The sequence below is a fragment of the Zavarzinella sp. genome, from assembly GCA_041399155.1.
Taxonomy (GTDB): Bacteria; Planctomycetota; Planctomycetia; order Gemmatales; family Gemmataceae; genus JAWKTI01.
Genome location: JAWKTI010000001.1, coordinates 671954 through 692632 on the forward strand (window position 1 = coordinate 671954; position 20679 = coordinate 692632).

At 50.3% G+C, this 20679-nt stretch carries 18 protein-coding genes; 13 read left to right on the plus strand and 5 right to left on the minus strand.

The features are described 5' to 3' along the window. The first annotated feature begins 176 nt into the window (after positions 1 to 176). Entirely contained in the window at positions 177 to 1664 is a 1488-nt protein-coding gene (gene drt5 / locus R3B84_02825) for an antiviral reverse transcriptase Drt5 (GenBank protein ID MEZ6139483.1), read from the plus strand. A gap of 888 nt (positions 1665 to 2552) precedes the next feature. Beyond that, positions 2553 to 3674, plus strand: a complete 1122-nt coding sequence (gene recA, locus R3B84_02830; GenBank protein MEZ6139484.1) for a recombinase RecA — start codon at positions 2553 to 2555, stop codon at positions 3672 to 3674. A gap of 25 nt (positions 3675 to 3699) precedes the next feature. Here recA and R3B84_02835 read toward each other — a convergent pair whose 3' ends face one another. Together R3B84_02835 and nusA are read right to left on the minus strand one after the other, a co-directional pair. Continuing rightward, positions 3700 to 5031, minus strand: coding sequence for a type IV secretory system conjugative DNA transfer family protein (locus tag R3B84_02835; GenBank protein MEZ6139485.1), 1332 nt, complete (start codon positions 5029 to 5031; stop codon positions 3700 to 3702). A 346-nt stretch (positions 5032 to 5377) separates the two neighbouring features. Further along, positions 5378 to 7114 carry a transcription termination factor NusA gene (gene nusA / locus R3B84_02840; protein ID MEZ6139486.1) on the minus strand — a complete coding sequence of 579 codons (1737 nt, stop codon included), beginning with the start codon at positions 7112 to 7114 and terminating at the stop codon, positions 5378 to 5380. Between nusA and R3B84_02845 the strand changes: the two genes are divergently transcribed. Both R3B84_02845 and R3B84_02850 read left to right on the plus strand, forming a co-directional pair. Beyond that, a complete protein-coding gene (locus R3B84_02845; protein ID MEZ6139487.1) occupies positions 7113 to 7421 on the plus strand; it encodes a hypothetical protein in 309 nt (102 codons plus the stop codon). The genes nusA and R3B84_02845 overlap by 2 nt on opposite strands. Before the next feature lie 810 nt (positions 7422 to 8231). Beyond that, positions 8232 to 9083, plus strand: coding sequence for a hypothetical protein (locus R3B84_02850; protein ID MEZ6139488.1), 852 nt, complete (start codon positions 8232 to 8234; stop codon positions 9081 to 9083). 244 nt (positions 9084 to 9327) lie between these two features. On the opposite strand, the gene R3B84_02855 is transcribed toward R3B84_02850, so the two are convergent. Then, complete coding sequence (locus R3B84_02855; protein MEZ6139489.1) at positions 9328 to 10266, minus strand: hypothetical protein; 939 nt, start codon at positions 10264 to 10266, stop codon at positions 9328 to 9330. Positions 10267 to 10487: 221 nt separating this feature from the next. Further along, entirely contained in the window at positions 10488 to 11615 is a 1128-nt protein-coding gene (locus R3B84_02860) for a citrate synthase (protein MEZ6139490.1), read from the minus strand. Between the two features lie 455 nt (positions 11616 to 12070). On the opposite strand from R3B84_02860, the gene R3B84_02865 reads away from it, so the two are divergent. The 7 genes from R3B84_02865 to R3B84_02895 all read left to right on the plus strand — a co-directional run bounded on the left by R3B84_02865 (position 12071) and on the right by R3B84_02895 (position 18059). Next, the gene (locus R3B84_02865) at positions 12071 to 13855 is read left to right on the plus strand and encodes a BBP7 family outer membrane beta-barrel protein (GenBank protein MEZ6139491.1); all 1785 of its coding nucleotides are present in this window, start codon (positions 12071 to 12073) and stop codon (positions 13853 to 13855) included. Between the two features lie 156 nt (positions 13856 to 14011). Continuing rightward, positions 14012 to 14923, plus strand: coding sequence for a hypothetical protein (locus R3B84_02870; protein ID MEZ6139492.1), 912 nt, complete (start codon positions 14012 to 14014; stop codon positions 14921 to 14923). Positions 14924 to 14944: 21 nt separating this feature from the next. Then, positions 14945 to 15553: a M20/M25/M40 family metallo-hydrolase gene (locus tag R3B84_02875; GenBank protein ID MEZ6139493.1), complete on the plus strand. Its 609-nt coding sequence runs from the start codon at positions 14945 to 14947 to the stop codon at positions 15551 to 15553. Positions 15554 to 15608: 55 nt separating this feature from the next. Next, complete coding sequence (gene cdd, locus R3B84_02880; GenBank protein MEZ6139494.1) at positions 15609 to 16019, plus strand: cytidine deaminase; 411 nt, start codon at positions 15609 to 15611, stop codon at positions 16017 to 16019. Positions 16020 to 16310: 291 nt separating this feature from the next. Further along, positions 16311 to 17036, plus strand: a complete 726-nt coding sequence (locus R3B84_02885; protein ID MEZ6139495.1) for a MotA/TolQ/ExbB proton channel family protein — start codon at positions 16311 to 16313, stop codon at positions 17034 to 17036. An 83-nt stretch (positions 17037 to 17119) separates the two neighbouring features. Continuing rightward, the gene (locus R3B84_02890; GenBank protein MEZ6139496.1) at positions 17120 to 17566 is read left to right on the plus strand and encodes a biopolymer transporter ExbD; all 447 of its coding nucleotides are present in this window, start codon (positions 17120 to 17122) and stop codon (positions 17564 to 17566) included. A gap of 10 nt (positions 17567 to 17576) precedes the next feature. Beyond that, positions 17577 to 18059, plus strand: coding sequence for a biopolymer transporter ExbD (locus R3B84_02895; protein ID MEZ6139497.1), 483 nt, complete (start codon positions 17577 to 17579; stop codon positions 18057 to 18059). A gap of 637 nt (positions 18060 to 18696) precedes the next feature. Here R3B84_02895 and R3B84_02900 read toward each other — a convergent pair. Then, on the minus strand, positions 18697 to 19617 hold the full coding sequence (locus R3B84_02900) for a YHYH protein (GenBank protein ID MEZ6139498.1): 921 nt from the start codon (positions 19615 to 19617) through the stop codon (positions 18697 to 18699). A gap of 342 nt (positions 19618 to 19959) precedes the next feature. On the opposite strand from R3B84_02900, the gene R3B84_02905 reads away from it, so the two are divergent. Together R3B84_02905 and R3B84_02910 are read left to right on the plus strand one after the other, a co-directional pair. After that, positions 19960 to 20280 (plus strand): hypothetical protein, encoded by a 321-nt coding sequence (locus R3B84_02905; GenBank protein MEZ6139499.1) that lies wholly within the window; start codon positions 19960 to 19962, stop codon positions 20278 to 20280. Between the two features lie 134 nt (positions 20281 to 20414). Beyond that, positions 20415 to 20639: a hypothetical protein gene (locus tag R3B84_02910; protein MEZ6139500.1), complete on the plus strand. Its 225-nt coding sequence runs from the start codon at positions 20415 to 20417 to the stop codon at positions 20637 to 20639. The last annotated feature ends 40 nt before the right edge of the window (positions 20640 to 20679 follow it).

Sequence of the window (20679 nt, forward strand, 5' to 3'; positions counted from 1 at the left end):
AGGTGGGAGTTTTCCCTTTACCATGATGTTTTATCAATAGGTCAACCGGGTGAGCGATTTTCCTGAAAATCGTGCTTGTTCTGGGCATGTTGTGGTGTTCTTCAAGTTGTCAGCCCACAACCCGCTCAGTTTGCTTTGGACAGGACCCGCTACTACTAATTTGAGAAGGAGAGAATGTGACTTCAACCGTGAATTTTTTTGAGCGTGATTTTGCCGCAACGTTGTTTCCGCTCAAAACAAACTTACTACTTGTGCAAAAACACAGTACAGAAATATCAGACTACATCTATCAACGCGTTTTAAACAACTCCCACCCCGAGGACAATTTTCTTCCGCAACAACGTGTTTACGCCACGAAACCCCGTGATCATCTGCGGCGTACAGCAAAATTGGATCCTGTCGCAGAGTATTTCTTGTACGACGTTGTGTATCGGAATCGAGGAGTATTTCGGCCAGAAGTAAGTGAGCTACGGAGAAGTTTCGGATACAGGTTTGTAAACGGCCAACATATTCCCGTACATCATGCGTATGCACAATACAAGCAAGAACTGGCTGCATGTTGGTCGAACTACAGCCATAACATTCAATTCGATATTGCTTCTTACTTCAATAGCATGTACCACCATGATGTTGCACACTGGTTTGAAGAGAAGACCAATGCTAGCAGTACTGATTCAGCAGCATTTTCTAAGTTTTGTCGTGAAATTAATTCTGGTCGAAGTATCGACTTCATGCCACACGGCATCTACCCGGCGAAAATGATTGGGAATGAATTCCTGAAAAGCGTTGATCTCTATGGACCGCTAAAGTCGCATAAGATAGTTCGATTTATGGACGACTTTTCCTTGTTTGATAATGACCCATATGTCTTGAAGAAAGATTTTCAGACAATTCAAACGCTTTTGGGCCAATATGCTCTGAATATCAATCCTTCAAAAACGGCATTTGACGTTTCCTCTTTCGATCTCAACGAAAAACTGACTGAGCTTCGTGAGTCCTTAAAGGAAATAATTACTGAGTACGTGGAAATCCCAACTGCGTCGGGTGTTGAGTTTGCGGAGATAGTTGTTGAATTAGAAAATTCATTGAGGCCAGAGCAGGTCGAGGCATTGCTAGGACTTCTTCAGAACGATTCTTTGGAGGAATCGGACGCTGATCGGATTTTGAGTTTTCTTAGATTGCACAGCGACAATTTGCTTGCGTATCTACCAATGCTCTTCATGAAATTCCCTAATCTGATCAAACACATCCATTCGGTCTGTGGTGAGGTCAGGGAAAAAGCTTCATTGTCGGAAGTTATCTTGAAATATCTTAAAACATCTGAAGAATTCTTGGAGTATCAGTTGTTCTGGATTGGAGCAATTGTCGAAGACCACCTTCTTGGTCATGGTTGTTTTGGCGAAATTCTTCTCAGGCTTTATGAACTTACTCCAAACTTAAAGATTGCGAGAGCCAAAGTGCTTGAAATTCCCATTCAAGAATTTGGCTTTAAAGAGATTCGTAGGGAGTACCTCAAGACTGGACAGTCAGATTGGCTTTCGTGGTCGTCGGCCGTTGGCTCCCAGAGCTTGAAGCCAGGAGAACGCAATTATGTGTTATCATATTTCGCCAATGCATCACCAATGAACTTCCTTATTTCTGAAGGCGTTAAGAAATGTATATAGTTGCTGCGACAGCCAACAGTTTCCTGCACGTAACAACCATTGGCGGCCAAATTGAGCGAGTTGATAGGAATCCAATTGAATTCACACCAGCGACAGTCCCGCCCCAACGTGATTTCTGCGTTGGCAGGAAGTTCGAACTGTCGGCCTTCATCGGGCCCACCGATGACAATCAAGCGTGGCATCGCCAATATCCTACCAGCATGCAATGACTAATTTGCCATTCCTGGGAACATTCCCCCACAGGTGGGAGTTTTCCCTTTACCATGATGTTTTATCAATAGGTCAACTGCGTGAGCGATTTTCCTGAAAATCGTGCTTGTTCTGGGCATGTTGTGGTGTTCTTCAAGTTGTCCCATCTCAGTGCATTGAATTAAACCCAATTTCATGTGAAAATCGGTGTTTTAACGTCTATCATGCGAACCGCGGCTCACAAAACATGGTGAGTTGCCAACTCAAGTGTTTAGTACTGGATTCCCGCCTTCGCGGGAATGACGGTTGTAGACACAACCGTCTGAAACCCAACCGAGGTTGAGTTTCAGACAGACCGATTTTCCAGCCCAAGTGGGCCAGATAGCTGATATGTCAGGTAATCGCCGAATCGCACTTTATTGCAACCACAAGTTCGGGCGATGAAGACAAAACCAAGCGTGGCATATGCCGTTGGAACACAAATCAAGAAACCGAAGACTGAAATAACAACACTTCGGGCCAGAAAAATCTCCCTAAGTATCGATCAATGAAGCACTTATGCGATATTCTCAAAAAATATTCAAAAATTTCACTACCAAGATAGCATTCCGGTTCATTTTCGTATATAGTACGCTTGTACACTAAATTGTGCCCTGGGTATCTTGTCAGCCAGGTCACTTAAGATGGGATGAATTACCGATGGCAGATAAAAATAAAGAACTGCAACACACCCTGAACGCGATTGAGAAAGAGTTCGGCCGTGGGTCGATTATGCAGCTTGGAAATGTGGCAATTGCAGACGTGGAAGGGATTTCCACTGGTTCGCTCAGCCTGGATGTTGCCCTGGGTGGCCGTGGGTTACCCAAAGGCCGAATCGTCGAAGTCTACGGTGCGGAATCGAGTGGCAAAACCACGATCGCCCTGCATGCAGCCGCGAACGCCCAGAAAGCTGGTGGGATTGTGGCGTACATCGATGCGGAACACGCACTTGACCCAGGGTGGGCAAAACGGATTGGTGTTGATCTGGAATCGTTACTGGTCAGTCAGCCCACATTCGGCGAAGAGGCACTGCGGATTGCCGAAATGCTGGTGAAGTCGAACGCGGTTGACCTGATTGTGGTGGACTCTGTTGCTGCACTGGTGCCCAAAAACGAAGCCGAAAATGATATCGGCGAGCCTTCCGTGGGCCAGCAGGCCCGCCTGATGAGTCAGGCACTTCGGGTGCTGAATCCGCTGATTTCCAAAACAAACACGTGCGTGATCTTCATTAATCAGATTCGCCAGAAAATTGGTGTGATGTATGGCAACCCGGAAACCACTTCCGGTGGGATCGCACTGAAGTTCTATGCGTCCTGCCGCCTGGAAGTGCGACGCGGCCCTGCGGTAAAAGATGGCGACGTGGTCATCGGAACGGAAGTGAAAGTGAAAGTAGTGAAGAACAAAATTGCCCCACCGTTCCGTACTGCAGAGTTTGAAGTGCTGCACGATCGTGGCATTAATGTTTACAGCGATCTAGTGAACATTGCCGCTGAATGTGGTGCGTTGGACAAGGCGGGCTCGTTCTTCAGTTTTGAAGGCACCCGACTGGGACAAGGGAAAGAGAATGTAAAGAATTACCTGACAGAAAATCAGGGACTTGCTGATCAGGTGCGGGCCAAAGTGGTGCAGATAACCCAGGCATCGCGTGGCTATATGGTTGACCCACCTGCACCCGCAACTGCCACGGAAGCCAATGCGGAAACCGCCCCACCAGCGGAAGAAGAAAGCACCACGCCAGGTAAGGGGAAGAAATCGAAAGGCAAGGCGGATGCTGAAGGGTAATCTGAAAGTGATCTAACGGATTTGCTTATCGTCCACGTTCAGGTTCTTCGCCGTCGGACTCTGCGTCCAGTGGGGTGTTAGGTGCTAATGAGGCTCGGTCGAACTTGCCTGCAAACAGCGTATCCTTCAAATAATCCCCACGGCGGGAGAGGTATTCCTTCCCACCATAAATCTGGACAATCTGGTCCAGGGCATCCATTCGCCGCAACTCGGAAGGCGGGTGATCCAGATAGGCACTCCATTGCTCACTGAGATTGCGATTGTTAAAGCCAAACGCCTGCAGCACCCCACAGTTATTGAGGATCGTCTGCCACGAGGTGGGGTAGGCATTGGACAGTTGGTTCAGATCCTGCCAGAACATCCAGCAGAGCACACCATAACCTGCACAAAGAGTGATAATGTTTTCCAGAAATGGAAAGTTCCCCAACTGGGCACATTCATCCAGAAAGAACACGGTTTTCTTTTCTGGAATCGAACGTCGGGATGTAATTGCTTTCAGCATCACACCCACCCAAATTTTCAGCAGGGCTTTGTGGCTAACCAGTTTATCCGGAGGCACCATGATATACACGGTAATGGGGTCGCCATTGACAATTTCTTCCAGCGAAAATGTCGATTTGCGCATCGAGCGGGCCACTTTTTCGCTCAGGATTGCCTTCAGGTAGGAATTCGCGGTACCCAGCACCGATGGGCGGGTTTCGCGGTCGGGCAATTGCAGAAATGAAGCGATTTCGCGATAGGCCAGGCGGGGGATATCTTCACCAACAGTGTCCAGCACCACGGCCAGATTGTAAGACACATCATCCGAAGTCAGCGTTTCGGCCACTTTCGGGAAGGTGCGGTCCGGGCCCTTCAACAGTGCGGCAACGTAGGCAATCACCCCACTGATGATGCCGCAGGCGCTAAGATCCCAAAAAGGGTCTTTGATCCCTTTGTTGCCAGTAGAAAGCATTTCTGCCAACATCTGGGCATCAGATTCTACGTCCGCACCGCGTAAGGCGAAGATGTCGAACGGATCAAGGGCATCGGTATGATCATCCACCACGCCAAACGGGTCGAGGCGGTAGACTTTCTGGCCCAGCCGTTCGCGTTGTTTGTGGGTGATTTCGTACAGTTCACCTTTCGGATCGAAAACGACCGCAGGTCCTGTGTAATGAAGCAGATTTGGGATCAGCACGCCCCGCCCTTTGCCCGAGCGGGTGGGTGCCACGGTACACAAATGGCGGTCGCCTGTGTACATCAGTGGTTCCAGTTCCTCTGAAAGAATCTGTTTGGATTTATCGAAGCCTAACACTCTCGGTTTTGGGTGTACCCAACCGAGAAAAAGTTTGTCTGGCGAAGGGGGATGTTCCAGCACGATGGTGCACCTCTTAGTTCTGGGAAGGAAGGGGGTTACTACATTGTTCCCTGTCACCGGGGGTAATCCAACTGGGATTTTTGATTTTCTGGTCAAAAAATGGCCAAATCCCCTGCGGTAGGAACAAGCTAAATTGCTGTTCTGTCGGCACTTACGGTGTCAGGAAAAAATATTTGGAGAAAACGAAGATTTTTTCGCTTCCCACAGAGAAAGAACGTGGGTGGGAAAAGAGGACAGCCTAAATGTCCCACGAGCCTGAAGAGGGGGCAATTTTTTAGACTGATCGGACTAAAAGGCATCGATCCAGACGGTGAACCGGTCACCGATTGAACTGAAGAAGACCCACTTACGCAGTGGGGGCGTTTGGATCTTCTTCCGGTGGCAGTTCCGTCGATTCATCGATGGCGGGTAATTCCGTGGCTTCTTCCACAGGTTCAGACGCCGTTTCTTCAGATGCTGAAACATCAACCTGATCCAGATCGGGCAGATCGGTGGCTTCTGCCTGTTCTGTACCAATCGTTTCAAAATCAGGCAGCGATTCCGGCAGCACTTCCACCTGCTGTTCACCTACAGGTTCAGTAACTGCTTCTGGTGAAGCATCATCATTCGCCTCTTCGTTAGAATCATCGGCAAACAGTGCATCCAGCCCACCAGTAGGGATTTCTACTTCCACAGCGGCAGCTTCTTCCGCAAGTTCGGGCTCGCTAGTGTCGGTAGCATCATCGGCAAACAGGCTGTCGATGCCTGTTGCTTCTGGTTCGGCTGATTCGGAAGATTCTTCACCTGCCACAGTTTCGGTGGCTTCGGTTTCCATTTCAAACTCGTCTTCCGGCTCACCTTCCCGTTCAATGCGTTCGGCTTCTTCTTCGGCGAACATGATCATCTGTTCGGCCTGTTCTTCCGAAACACCCAGCAATTCGGCTAGCTGGTAGTTTTCCTGGAAGGTCACATCGGTGTAACTTAAGAAGCCTTCGGTAATCAGGGCTTCAATCATATGATCTTCAATGCCAGGCAACTGGCTGAACCAGCGTTCTGCCTTCAGCAGGTCGCGTTCCAGTTCATCAACCGTCATAATGTCGATGTCCCAGCCCACCAGTTTGCTGGCCAGGCGAACATTCTGCCCACGCTTACCGATCGCCAGCGAGAGCTGGTCTTCAGCCACCAGAACAATCGCCCGCCCCAGACGTGGGTAAAGCATCACTTCGCTGATTTCGGCGGGTTGCAGGGCATTGGGGATCATCACCTGCATCGAATCGTTCCAGCGGACAATATCGATCCGCTCGTTATTCAATTCATCGATCACATTTTTAATTCGGCTACCCCGTACACCGACGCACGCACCGACGCTGTCTACTTTGCTGTCGATTGAAGAAACTGCCACCTTGGTGCGGTAGCCCGCTTCCCGCGAAACCGCTTTGATTTCAATGGTGCGTTCCTGAATTTCCGGAATTTCCTGCTCGAACAAGGAGCGGACAAAATCCGGGTGACAGCGGGAGAGCACAATTTTTACCCGTTGACCAGTCCGGCGGACATCCAGAACCACGGCTTTGATACGGTCTTCGACCTGGTGGGTTTCCCCAGGAATCTGTTCGCTGCGGGGCAAAATCGCTTCCACTGTATTGGCGGAATTTTTGCCATCTTTGGAAATGGAGACAATGGCGGTCCCGCGGTCGATCCGTTGCACGGTGGCCACAATCAGCTCACCACGTTTTGCCTGAAAATCGGTATAGACGCCATCCGATTCCGCTTCGCGAATCCGTTGGGTCATTGCCTGACGGGCAGATTGGGCAGCAATTCGGCCTAGTTCTTCCGGTTCAATCAGGTCATCGCCATGTTGGGCAATAATATCCCCAGTCACGCGATCAATATGCACCAGCGTATCGTGCAGTTCCAGCGCATTTTTTTCAATCGAACTCAGAATTGCCTTTTCAATCGATATGAAAATCAGCTCTTTGGAAATCCCTTTGTCGCGGTGCATGCTGTCGACCAGCGTCAGGATGGCCTGCCGCTGGAGCTGTCGCTGGGCTTCTTTATCCTGGAGTTCTTCTTTTTTCGCTTTTGCGGAAGACTTCGCTCGCGCCATGATTCAATCCCGATGTCAGATCACGTGTGGGGCAATTACTGTTTCCTGTCTGCATGCTGAACTTGCATCTGAGCCTGCACAGGGCTTGCCCAACGCAGTTACAGTCACCATGCTGTTGAACCAGCACCGGGTGGGGGCTGGTGCAGACAAATGCCACCATCTTTTCACGGATGGCAGCCACCTACAAACAAAATCAGACCGTGCGGTTGCTTCGATGAGCAATTTGACCTCAGGATGTCACCCGGATCGAATCACCCCCGACGAGCACCCAACGCGGTCTGACGCAGACTTCGGTTGTAGTTCGTAGGTAACAACAGTTATTGTGGGAAATAAATCGCCCGATTACAAGAAGTTCGGCGAATAATTTTGCCGAATTTTGTTCTTCGCAAAACTTCACTGGTGGGAAATTACTGGCTTATCAAGGACAATCCATTTCGTTAGAAATAGGTTAGTTGAAGAGAATTAATGGCCGCAGGTGGCCAAAGTGAGCGATTGGAGCAGGAATCGCTTCTTACCTAAACCAACATCAGTTTGAAATTAGGTTTTTCTGGTATTTTTCGATCCAACTTCGGCTAACACCGTCGGCACATAAACCCACCCCAGGTTGGGTTTCAGACGGTTGTGCCCAGCACCGTCATTCCCGCGAAGGCGGGAAACCAGGGCAGAACTACTAAATTGGCAATCCGAACAGCGACTTGTTAACTGATGACGTTAGTTGCGGCTGATGTTCAGTTATTTCTGTACCACATTCCCCTTTTATCATTGCATCCCTTGGATCTACTGATTAAAATGTTTCAAATGAGGGCGTTCCTCATGATCTATTGTTCTACGCGCAGTGGTACATTGCACACAAAAAGTGATAGCTAGAATCGCCGACAGTATAGATAGAAATAATTCTGTCTAATGATAGTTAAGCCGGCCTGCGGCCGGCTTAACGGGGTCCGCGATTGAGCATAGATTAAATCTGACGGCTGCAGGCGGCCTAGGTGAGCGATTGGAGCAGGAATCGCTTCGTATTCACTCCGCGACTCTGCTCAATCGCGGCCCCGTTTGGCGGCAGAGCGATTCGGGACTCTCATGCCTCTGTTTGGTCGGTGTCTAGCCCAATGAGGTTCACATGTCGGCAAAGTTGATCGCATTTTACAAAGCTTACCGCTTGACAATTGCTTATGCCTTGATGGCCATCGTCCTCGCTGCACCATACATCGACATCATTTATCCATCCATCGGCCTTCGCGAGAAGCTGCTGAGTGCCATCCCCCTTTTCTTGCTATTCCTGTTCAACGATTGGCGAACGGAGATGGATGATCGTCTAAAACGGGTCGAACAGGGACTTCATAAGCCGCACCCTCCAACTTTCCGGCGTTTTCCGGCCATGGAAGAGGATATGCAAAATGTTCTGAGTAAATTGATTGGAGAAGGCAACAAGATCACCATCAAGATCATGGCTGTATCTTCGAAGTTTTCAGGTCCTTTCATCCAAAGAGCGATCAGCGACCTGTTAGAAAACAATCGGAAAGTAGATGTTGAGGTTGACATTGTACTTACCACGCCGAACAAACTTGGTGAGTTGCAGCTTGACGACTGGCAGAGATCTAGCACACATTCTATTCAGGAAATTTGTGTGTTCATGGCCAAGCACAAACAGAAAATGAGCGAAATTGGCATATTTATGAAGTTGGCAGAGTACGATAATCTTCCTCACTGGCATGGTGTGCTCTTCAATGATCGCATACTGTTCATGGGGAGGACAGAGTGGTTTAGCGATGGAGATGATGGCCGATGGCAACTCCGTGTCGGAGAAGTTGAATACCGGAGGTTCGAGAAAGACGATTCATACGGCGGCAAAGAGCGGATTGATAGATTCGTCTTGTGGTTTCAGCGATATTTTGACCGCGCTAAGCACAACAGCGCCGTTCACACGACAGATGCCGACAACGGCCGCGAATCTGCCACCAATGAGAGTTGATTAGTTACGCCACCATACGAACTTCCCCTACTGAAGACTAACGTTACAACAAATCTCGGTTGAAGCATCCGATCATTGAAAGGTACAAGTGCTTATTCAGCGCGTAACATTAGCGTCTGTGGTGGGAGTCAATTTAAAAAAAATTCCCACAGACTGCTTCTTCATCAGATTGTCAAAGACCTGCTCTTTGCATTCACGCGGCAGTTGGCTCCATTTTCTTTAGCTCAAAACCCAGTTCGTTCGCCTACTTCGACGGGGGGTTCTGTTTCCCTGAAGTGAGATATTCAATCGCTTTTGGGGAGGCCCATTTCAGGACCCCGCGGCTATTGGGTGAATCCAGAATCTCAGCGGGTGTCGAAGTCACAATGGTCATGTTTGGATGGTCGCGACGCAGCCTGTCGATATCTTCCGGTAATACCAGCGACCCTTTAAGCGACACTGTCTCCAGCCTGCCTTTCAGTGGGGCCAGATGTTTCAATCCCTGGTCATATGTGAGAAAAGTCTCATGAAGCGCAAGCCGTTTCAGTTTGGGTAGCGTGGCGAAAATGGGCAGGCTTTTTTCCGTGACACGATTGGCACGTCCCTGAGAACTGATCTCAAACTCTTCGAGATTGGGATGGTTTTCAAAATGTTTGATGCCCAGGTCTGTTGCTTTGCTGTGGACGATAATCGCCATGCGCAGTGACTTGACCTGTGCCAGTGCGGCCATCCCCAGATCATCGAACGCATGGCCAATTCGGATCTCTTCCAGTTTTCCTGTTTTGAATGCTGAAAATCCGGAACCATCGTACTGCATGTGGGGCGTTTTCGAGCCAGGGTGGGGAATATTGTGGTCGATCCGTATGACTCGCAGTTCTTGTAATTCAGCAGCCCATTTCAGGGCATCGTTACACAGGAGTGGGCCATTCCCCAGTAATTTGGTCACCCTGCCGTTGGCATCCGGCACCACTGTCAGTGCGTGTCTGGGGTTCTCATTCGAAGCAAAGCGGATGCCCTTCTCGCCTTTTTTCAGCGGCCAGCCTTTATCCACAGATGCCGGTGGGGAATCCAGTTTCTCATGGTCTGCAATCCGTTGCACAATTTTCAGATCACTCGGAATCAGTGTCGTTGGTACTTCTTGTGCAGTCAGTTTCAGGCTGCAGGCGGTGCAGAGCAGGATTCCGAACAGGAAATCACGTTGCATTGTTTTATCCTGGAAAGGTTTGGAGCGTGTACACAACCGTAGACAACAGCTAATCGTTCCCACAATCAATTCAATGGCATTTCCAACAAATTGGGCCAGTCGAATATGAAAATTTATAGAGAATCCGAAGCGGACAATTAGTTGATATGCAAACTAATTTGCGGCAAGATTCTTTGCGCTAAGAATCTTAGCTGCAAGCTAAAGTGGGCTTGTACGCACGTTTAAGGTCGTTTGGATAGTGGCACGTAGGGCACATCCTGCCCACCAACATAGATCTGTTCGGGGCGGTAGATTCGGTTGCCATCCAACTGTTCAAACCAGTGTGCCAGCCAGCCCGAAACGCGGGCAATGGCGAAAATTGGGGTGAAAATGTCCCGCGGGATACCTAACGACGAGTAGATGACGCCGGAAAAGAAATCGACGTTGGGATAAACCCCCTTGGCACCGTAAATCGGCTCGCACACTCGTTCCAGTTCCAGTGCGGTCTGGTACAGCACCGGTTTGGCGGTTTCGGCAAATACCTGTTCGGCGAATTCCTGCAGCACAGTGGCACGTGGGTCTTTGACCTTGTACACGCGGTGCCCCATCCCCATCACCTTGAAGGAAGGCTGTTCGGCCCGTTTCTGGTTCAGCCAGGCTTCTGCTTTTTCCGGCCCGCCAATCTGAACAAGCTGTTCCAGTGCCTCTTCGTTCGCACCACCGTGCAGGGCACCCGAAAGCGATCCCACGGCTGCTGCGATCACTGCAAACGGATTCGCCAGCGACGATGCCGTCACCCGTGCGGTGAAGGTCGAGGCATTCATATTGTGTTCAGCGTGCAAAATCAGACAGGCATCCACCACTTTGCGGATGGCTGGGGTGGGTTCTTTGCCGAACAGCATGTAGTAGAAGTTACCCGCGTGGTCCAGGTCGGCACAGGGGGCAATCGGTTCCAGTCCCTGCCGCAGCCGGGCAAATGCTGCCACCACGGTGGGCATGGCCGCAATCAGTCGCAATGTGGCTTCCCAGTTGGCATCCGCACACGAAACCGTGCGGGATGGATAAAACATGCCCAGCGACGCCACCGAAGCCTGCAAGGCATCCATCGGGTGGGCGTTTGCGGGATAATTCTTGATTGACTCAATCAGACGGTAATGCACGGTCCGCCGGTCTTTCAGATCGGCCACAAACTGTGCCAGTTCTGCCTGGGTGGGCAGAGTGCCTTTGATCAGCAACCAAGTGGTTTCTTCGAAACAACTTTCTTTTGCTAAGGTTTCCACCGGGATGCCGCGATACGACAGGATTGCCCGTTTGCCATCAATAAAACTGACACCAGAGCGTGCCACTGGCACATCCGCTAGCCCAGCCAGCCGGTATTTCCATGGTACTCATCGGAAAACTCACTTGGGGGAAAAAAATCGTTTATTCTTTCTGTTATAGGTACGGATGGGGGCATTGATACCACCTTTCAAGAGAACTCTTACAGTTTCGGTCGAAAAATTGTGCCTGAAGGGCAAAGTCGCACTTTTTTGCCCGACTGCCAAAATGTAGGAAGGCACTGTTTGCAAAAGCGGTCAGTAAAAAATGAAGATTCCTTCACAAATCTACCTTTTCGTAGGTGAAATTAGGTAATCTGGCGAAGTAATGTCAATTTTAACCGCCCCAGATAATCGATTTTACCGATACTCTGCGGTTTCTAATTACCAGTCGCACAACCGGAGTCGATAGCACTGGCAGGAAAAGCCTGCGCCACTACGGAATCTGCGCAGCATGGAATATTGGGAATAATCAGCAAGCGATTCTGAAAACGCAAAGGATAGCGAAGATGATCCGGCGAAAAATGTTGGCAACCATGTGGGGTTGCCTGAGTCTGGTGCCTTGGGTACACGCTCAAACCAATCACGAATACACCGTGCCCGCACGTTCGGCCAGCCTGGGGCTGCCTGTGACGGTGTTGAAACCCACCGAAACGATTCGTGGGCAGTCACCTGCACCGGCGTATCCGATTTACGTGTCACCAGGATACACCCCGCCGATCGTCGTGCAGCAACCCACCAATTTTGCCGCACTGCAACAGACCGGTACGCAAAAACCGCAGTTTTTGCCAGTTACTGCACTTTCTGGCCCTCATCAGAATACCGCCCAGCCGATGATGGGCAATCCGATGCTGCCACAGGGAAGTCACTTGGTCCCAGGGATGATGCCCACGGCGATGCCTGTGGTGGCCAACCAGACATCCAGCACGATGCTGCCACCCATTACCGTCGATGCAATGCCAGCCGTGCCTGCCCAACCGGGTACTCCCACGATGGCACCGGTAGCGGAAGGGGTACCGATGGGTACCATGATGGCAAATCCTTACTCTGTCAGTCCGGAAATGGATGGTATCCTTCAGGGAACCATGGACACGGGCTGTGGGGATCCCTGCCAGCCGTGCTGCCCTCTGCCTCGGGTGTGGGCGAGTGCCGAATATCTTTACTGGCGAGGTACCAGTGCCGGAATTCCCCCTTTGGTGACCCAATCTCCGGTGGCAACAACCATTCCTGGCCCCACCGATCCGCTGTCGGGTGCGTTGAATGATCCGTTAGCGACCACCCTGTTCGGTGGGAATAATTACCTGGGCGGCATGCGTTCCGGTGTGCGGGCTCGTGCTGGCTTCTGGTTCGATCCCACCAACGGCTGGGGGGTGGATCTGGGTTATTTCTGGTTAGGTCAGGCCCAGGAACGCTTCGTGGCAGAATCAAATGGCAATCCTGGCCTATACCGCCCATTCTTTAACGTGGCGAACAACGAACCAGACGCACAATTGGTGGCATTGATCGATCCGGAATTCGGCCCGATTCTGGCGGGACGCGTCACCGTGGATGCGATGACGGATATTTATGGCTTTGAAGGCAATCTGCGGAAAGTGCTGTACTGCGACGAATGCAACCGAATCGATCTGTTGCTGGGCTATCGCTTCCTGCAACTGCGGGATGTCCTGACCGTACAGGAAGATCTGGTCGTTTCTGCCCCACTCGGTGTGGAAAATCCTGATGGTACCGTCGTACCATTCGGTTCCCAGTTCACCGTTTTTGACCGGTTTGAAACGATTAACCGCTTCCATGGTGGTACCCTTGGTCTGGCAGGTGAGTTTCGCCGTGGGATCTTCAGCCTGGGCTTCCGTGCCAGTGCCTCGGTGGGTGTGACGCAGCACCGCGTGCTGATTGATGGCAGCACCCGTGCCACGATCCCTGCAGATCCCATTGCTGGTACCCCCGGTGACAGTGCGGTCAATCCAGGCGGTCTGCTGGCTCTGCCCACCAACATCGGCAAGTACTCTGGCAGCAGCTTCACCGTGTTGCCAGAAGGCAGCCTGACGCTGGGTATTCATGTGACGGATAACATCCGGCTCTTCGGTGGGTACAACATAATGTACTGGAACAATGTGGCCCGTGCGGGTGAGCAGATTGATACCCGCGTGAACCCGAACTTCCTGGCTGGTGCTGGTGCAGTCACGGGGAACAACGTCCCACAGTTTGGGCAGCCTAACCGTTTCCCTGCGTTTAATCTGCAAACCAGCAGCTACCTGCTGCACGGCTGGACGGGTGGGATCGAGTTCCGCTGGTAAGTTTGAAATCCATCTTCCGACGCCCCCATTTCCCAATTTGCTGATGTGCGTTTGAAAATCATGAAAATTTGGTGAATTGATTCTCCCATTATCTGGGAAAGTTCCCACAATTTACTTAGCCTCTCCGATTGAACTCATACCACCTGGAGCAATTCCATGTTTCAACGCACAATCCTGGCGACGCTGGGATTCCTGTTTTTGGTACAGCACGTCGGTGCACAACAAGCGGCACCTGGTCCGGAAGAACTGGACAAACGCTTGATTGATGCTGCCAAGAAAGATTCTGAATTAATGAAGAATCTCCAATATTTGTCCGACGTGATTGGCCCACGGATGACCGGATCGGAGAATCTGAAAAAAGCCAATGACTGGGCTGCAGATGTGATGAAGAGTTATGGTCTGCAGAATGTCCACCTGGAACCGTGGGAGATCCCCACTGGCTGGAAGCGTGGCACCGCCACGATGAAACTGGTGGAGCCGAACAATGGCCGCACGCTGTTTGTGGCATCGCGAGCCTGGACACCAGGGATCAAAGGCAAGCAAACCTGCAATGTCGTAGCGATTACCGCCCGCACGCGGGCTCAACTTGCGGAATACAAAGGCAAACTGAAGAACGCGGTGGTGCTGGTTGGCCCACCTGCAACCGTGGCACCGATCACCAATTTAAGTTACCCCGCACCTGAAAGTGGCCCACGTGATCCGAAGGAAAAAGCGAAAGAAGAACCCAAGCAAGCCCCACCCAAAACGGAACAGCCGAAAGAAAATATTCGCGAGTTTCTGGCCTTTCGGCGAGAACTGGGCGAATTTCTCCGTACAGAAGGGATTGCAATGTCGCTTTCCGATGCAGGGAAGCCCCATAATCTGCTGACAATGACTGGTTCGTGGCCCACCGATCCGCGGGAAAAGGAACGCCTGCCCGCACTGTTTATTGCCCACGAACATTATGCCTTGCTGCACCGATTGTGCACTGCCAGCAAAGATGCCAAGGTGCAGGTGGAAGTGGAACTGACGAACAATTCATCCCAGGCCCGATCACCGTGTACAACACCGTGGGGAAATTCCTGGTAAGAAAAAGGACGATTTGTCGTCATTGGTGCCCACATCGACTCGTGGGATCTTGCACAGGGCACCACCGATAATGGAACAGGCACCTGCACTGTGCTGGAAGCTGCCCGCATTCTGGCCAAGTCGGGTGTGGTTCCCGAACGCACGATTCGCTTTGTATTATTCAGTGGGGAAGAGCAAGGGCTGCACGGTTCGAAAGAATATTGCAAACGCCACAAAGATGAAATGCCCAAGACCTCCATGGCACTGGTGCACGATACGGGTACTGGCCGGGTGCAGGGTTTTTACCTTTCAGGCCGTTCGGCAGTGAAAACGATTTTTGAAAAAGAACTGGTATCGTTAAAACCACTCGGTCTGGAAAATCTCAGCATTCGCAGCATGAACGCGACCGACCACGCAGCCTTTGAACAGGTGGGTGTGCCCGGCTTTGCCTGTATTCAGGATATGTCCGAATATCGCCTGACCCACCACACTCAGACGGATACGTTTGACAAAGCAAATGAAGGAAATCTCATACAAGGTGTTCAGATTATGGCCGTGACCGCGATGCGGGTGGCAAATTTGCCCGAATTGCTGCCACGGGAACGCACCACAACGCCGAAAAAAGAGCCAAAAGCGGAACCAGGTAAATAAATTTATATCATCATTCCGTTATATTACAAACTAATTAATCTTCTGGGCTACCACCATGCCACAGACAACAGAAAATGAGATGTGGCTGCAGGCAGTCGCCGTGCGAGAGTTTGCCCACTGCCCCTATTCTGGATTTGCGGTGGGTGCTTGCCTGGAAAGTGATACTGGAGAACTGTTTACCGGCTGCAACGTCGAAAATGCTACCCTGGGACTGACCATCTGTGCCGAACGGGTGGCCCTGGTGAAAGCCGTCAGCCATGGGGCAAAACGATTTCGGGCGGTATGTGTGGTTACGGACACCACCGCACCCACGTTTCCGTGTGGTGCATGCCGCCAGCTCTTGTGGGAATTCGGTGGCGATATGCGGGTGATGCTGGGCAATAAGGCCGGAATCATGGCCGAATACCACTTGCAGGAATTATTTCCCCATGCCTTCGATGGCAGTTCTTTCACCCCACTGGAATAATCGCTTTTCTGTTACTGACGTTCGCTGGGACAAGGCGTTTTCTTGCAAAAGCAGACGAAAATGATTGAATTTTCCTTTCACTGCTTGCATTAGTTGTAGAATTTGAATAACCTTTTCTTCAATCGATTGTTACTTGCCCCAAAGCTTTCAAAGTTGTTGGGATTTCTGTAACCAATTGCCTTAACTTGTAGTAGGTCACCTATGCAATTGCGACTCTCATCTCGCTGGTGGTACACTCTTTCAATAAGTGTGTTGACTGTGGTAGTTCTCCTTCTGTTTGCGGATCCCGCAATGGCAGAGGAGGGTGAAGAAGGTGGTTCTAATAAGAACGTTTACGTCCACATCTTAAAATCAGCCGGTCCATTCTTGATTGTGCTGGCGGTTCCTTCGCTGGCCCTGATCGCATTGATTATCCTGCTCTTTCTCGACCTGCGAACCAGTAACGCCATTCCAAAAGGCTTTGTGGATGAGTTTGTTGATATTGTGAACAAACGCCGCTTCAAAGAAGCGTTTGATATGGCACGAAATGATACATCGTTCCTCGGTCGCGTGTTGACCGCGGGGATGTCACGCTTGCAGTATGGTCTGGAAGACGCTCGCGAGGCATCGATCAATATGCTGGAAAGCATCCGATCGGGTAAAGAGCAATTCAACAACTACATCGCGGTGATTGGTTCGCTCGGGCCACTGATTGGTCTGGTCGGAACCGTGCTGGGGATGATTCGGGCGTTTATTGTGCTGGCAGACGGTGGTGCAATTAACGCTGCAAAATTGTCGGAAGGTATTTCGGAAGCACTTTCGATTACCTTCCTTGGGATCGGTCTGGCACTGCCTGCAATTTTCTTCAATGCCTTCTTCCGGAACCGGATTATTTCCATTTCCATGGATACGGGGAACATTGCCGACGATTTGCTGACGCAGATGTATCACAACTCCAAGAAAGGTGGGCCGACACCCAGCGGTACCACGAGTGCACCGCCCAGTGCTCCTCCCCCACCCCCACCTCCCCCGAAATAATTTTCTGTGGAAATCTGTTCGGTTCAGGGAACTTTCTTGTTGCTAATACGATCTAAGGACACAGGAACCACGAGGTAACAAACATGAGCCACGGTGGTGGAGAGGGCGAAGCCAGTACTGAAACAGCACTGATTCCTTTGTTGGATCTGGTGTTGCAGTTGGTGATGTTCTTCATGATGGTTGCCAACTTCGTTTCAGAGCAGTTTTCTACTGAAATTGCTCTGCCTACTGCGAATCAGGCCCGCCCGTTATCTGCCGAGCAGATGAACACCATGTTCGCGAACATTGATAAAAAAGGTTATGTCGTTGTTTCTGGGTATGAACCAAAATTGACAGAAGTCGAAATTGAAACGATTTTCAAAACGGCAGCATCCACCCACCCCAAAGGGGCCGAGTGGGCGAAAGAAAATGTCATTCTGATTTTGCGGTCGGACCGCGATACGGAATACCGTCACTTGTTCAAAACTATGTCTGCTGGCAAAAAAGCTGGCTTTCGACAATTACAACTTCGTGCTCTGCTGAAGAGCTGAGGTAGCACTGATGTCTCGTAAACGAAAACATGAAAAACCAATTGAATTGACACTGCCGATCACGCCGTTTCTGGATATGGCTTTTCAGTTGATGTTCTTTTTCGTTTCGACATTCAATCCACGTCCGGTGGAAGGCCAGATCCCGATTCAGATGCCGAAACTGGATGTTAGCGAGAGTTCCACTTCCGTGCAACCACCCAGCGACATCCTGAATGAAGAATACACAATATCGATTACTTCAGGCGATGGGAACCCCGGGACTGTTTCGTTTTCCGGTGGGACGCTGGCCAAAGAGACAATGGATGGAGCAGATCCGATTAAAGGTCTCAATGACCGGTTAAGCAAAATTACCAAGCCCACCAGTAAAGATGCAAAAGTGACGATCACGATTGAAGCAGACGATATTCTGCGTGTTGCCCACCTGATGAACTTTATGGACGTCTGTAAACAGAACGGCTTTGAATCAATCGGCTTTGCACCACTCAAAAAGTAACTGTTGTTGCCTTCATCGCCCGCAATTTAAGCAAGCAAATTTCTTTTCAAGATTGACCTCAAATTCGCAAAGCCGCAATGGACCTACGGTGTAAAACGAACTGCAAGTGACGGAATTCGTATGTGAGCCGACGGCAATCGCTGCCATTCGTTTTTGTCTTCATAGCCCGCAGCGCCCAGCAAGGGAATTTTGTTTTTAAAATCGACCTCAAAGCCGCAATGGAGCTACGGTGTAAAACGAACCGCCTGCGTTAGCGACGGAATTTCCCTCATGAGCCTACGGCAAACGCTGCGATTTGTATTAACAATGCCTTCTTTGCCCGCGAAGGGATTTCTTGAGATTTTCTCATTCAAATTGGTAAGCACTATTTAACAGAATTGTAGTCCACTGATGACACTTCACCTGGCATGCTAACCTAAGCCGGATATTTGCAAAACATGGATTCCCGCCTGCGCGGGAATGACGGTTGTTACACCGTCTCAAGTCAAAACAAGGAAAACAATCTGAACTTCCGAAAACCGTTATTCTTTGGTCAGGCGGGAATCCAGCAGAAAACTCGAAGTGCAATCAGTTAACCGAAGTATCCAGTAAACCGTCATTCCCGCGCTGGCGGGAATCCAGCAGAAAACTCAAAGTGCTACTTCTTCCCTTTCGGTGGGAGTTTTTTTCGCTGAAAATCGTTCGATGGTTTGCCGTGGTATGCCCGTGGGATAATGGGCCAGTCTTTGGTCAGAAAATAGGCATAGGTACCTTCGGGGAAGTCGGGGGTAACACAGAATCGCCCGTTGCACTCATCCAGGTCGCCAAGATCTTTGACGTATTCGTAATCCGCGGTGAAGGTGCCATCGTATCGGCCCCCAGGTGCCCCACGTCCCGTGGGTCGGGTCCCCAGTTTGACACGGTAGCTCGACTTCAACGTAACAATCGCCGATTGGGCACTATCTGACTTGGAATACCCATACAGTGCGTAAATGGGAAAGCCATCTGCCGCCCAACCGATAATGGGGGAATGCTGATCGGGACGCACCTTCAGTACGGTCATCAATCCCGTGGGCACCCCATGATAGTGGTAGGCACCCGTCGGCTGAACGTGGGCATAATTGGCATCGATTCCCAGCGGCACCGCGTCACTCAATGCCTCGTAACGCCATTCGCTGTTTCGCACACCCAAGTACCATTCTGCCGCACCTGGGTCGAACGGCACACCATTCACTGCAATGCCAAAATTGCCCAGTTCCAGTGGGGTAATTCGCCCGCTTAATTCTGGTTTTGCAGGAATCCGGTAGTAGTATCGCTGCGGGGCAATCCGGTGAGGGTTCCCACGGTTCGGGAACGCACCCACTTTGTGGTTGGGGATGCCATTCGCCTGAATAATTCTTTCAGAACCTTTAATTTCCATCTCAAACTTGCTGGCCGTGGTAGTAGATCCCGTCGCCGGTACCAGCGCAGTGACAATTTTCGACTGGTTCGGGGTATGCTTTCTGGCAGGTGGGAACTGGGCAACAACAATCAATGCAAAAATGCCCCCTGTCAGGGCGGCAGCCAGTAATTTTTTCATTTTTCTATCTTTTTGATGGCACAAATCGTGTTCATTTTACTTCCATTGGGGCTGAATCTTGCAATAAATCGTCCAGATTGTAACTTGGCGATGTCGGTCACCAATGATTTTTTTATGCATTGTCAACAATGGAACCGCGTTTGTGTGAGAATCACTTCAATAATTGTCAAAATGGGAAATTTGGGCACGATGGAATAACAGATCAAATGTGCTAACCATCTGGGTGAAAAAATTCGCCAAAAAGTTGACTATCGGCTGCGCAAGCCACCCCACTTGAGGCGTTTTTGTTGTGTAAGTTGGTGAAAATGAGTAGCCAACGCAAACAACCTGGAGGATTTTCCAATGAAACGTGCTCTTGTCGCTTTCGCCGCTGTCGCCGTGATGTTAGTTGCTTTTGAAAGCACAGCCTCTGCCCAGTATCGTGGGTATGGACGCGGACCAGTAATCGTTGGTGGTTACAACCCTGGTGTCAGCATCGGTTACACCAAACGCCTGTCGAGCAACAGTTTTCTGTCGCTCGGTTACAGCACCGGTGGGTTCTATCAACCAGCCTATGTGGTACCCCGAGTTTACGCACCTGTGTATCCAAGCATCTATGGTGGTGGGCACTATCAACCCGGATTTAACCGTGGATACGGACGCGGTGGCTATCGCTGCCGCTAATCTCTGCAAAGCAGCGATGAAAAGTTCAACCTCGCCCGATTATTACTGTTACCCTGATTTCAGCCCGAAGTCCAGCCCACTCTTCGGTTATTGATGTATAAAGACACTGGTTCTACTGCGAAGGAAACTTTGCAGTGGAACCTTATGTCGTTTGGGCATTGCTGTTTCTGCCAAGCCAATCTCATGAGAAAATATTAATGAGAATCGGCTCGCTTTTTCCTGCGGCCCACTTGGGGGCAGCAGGCTGTAACACAACGTTTTTAATAAATGAACATTTCTCTGGCATCAGATTTGCTGAATTAACTCTTGTTAACTTTAGAAGTGGTTTGTGTGAAGAACTTTGCTACAAAAGTGCGTGATTTGCCCGAAAGTCAAGCACTGATGAACAAGATGAATGCA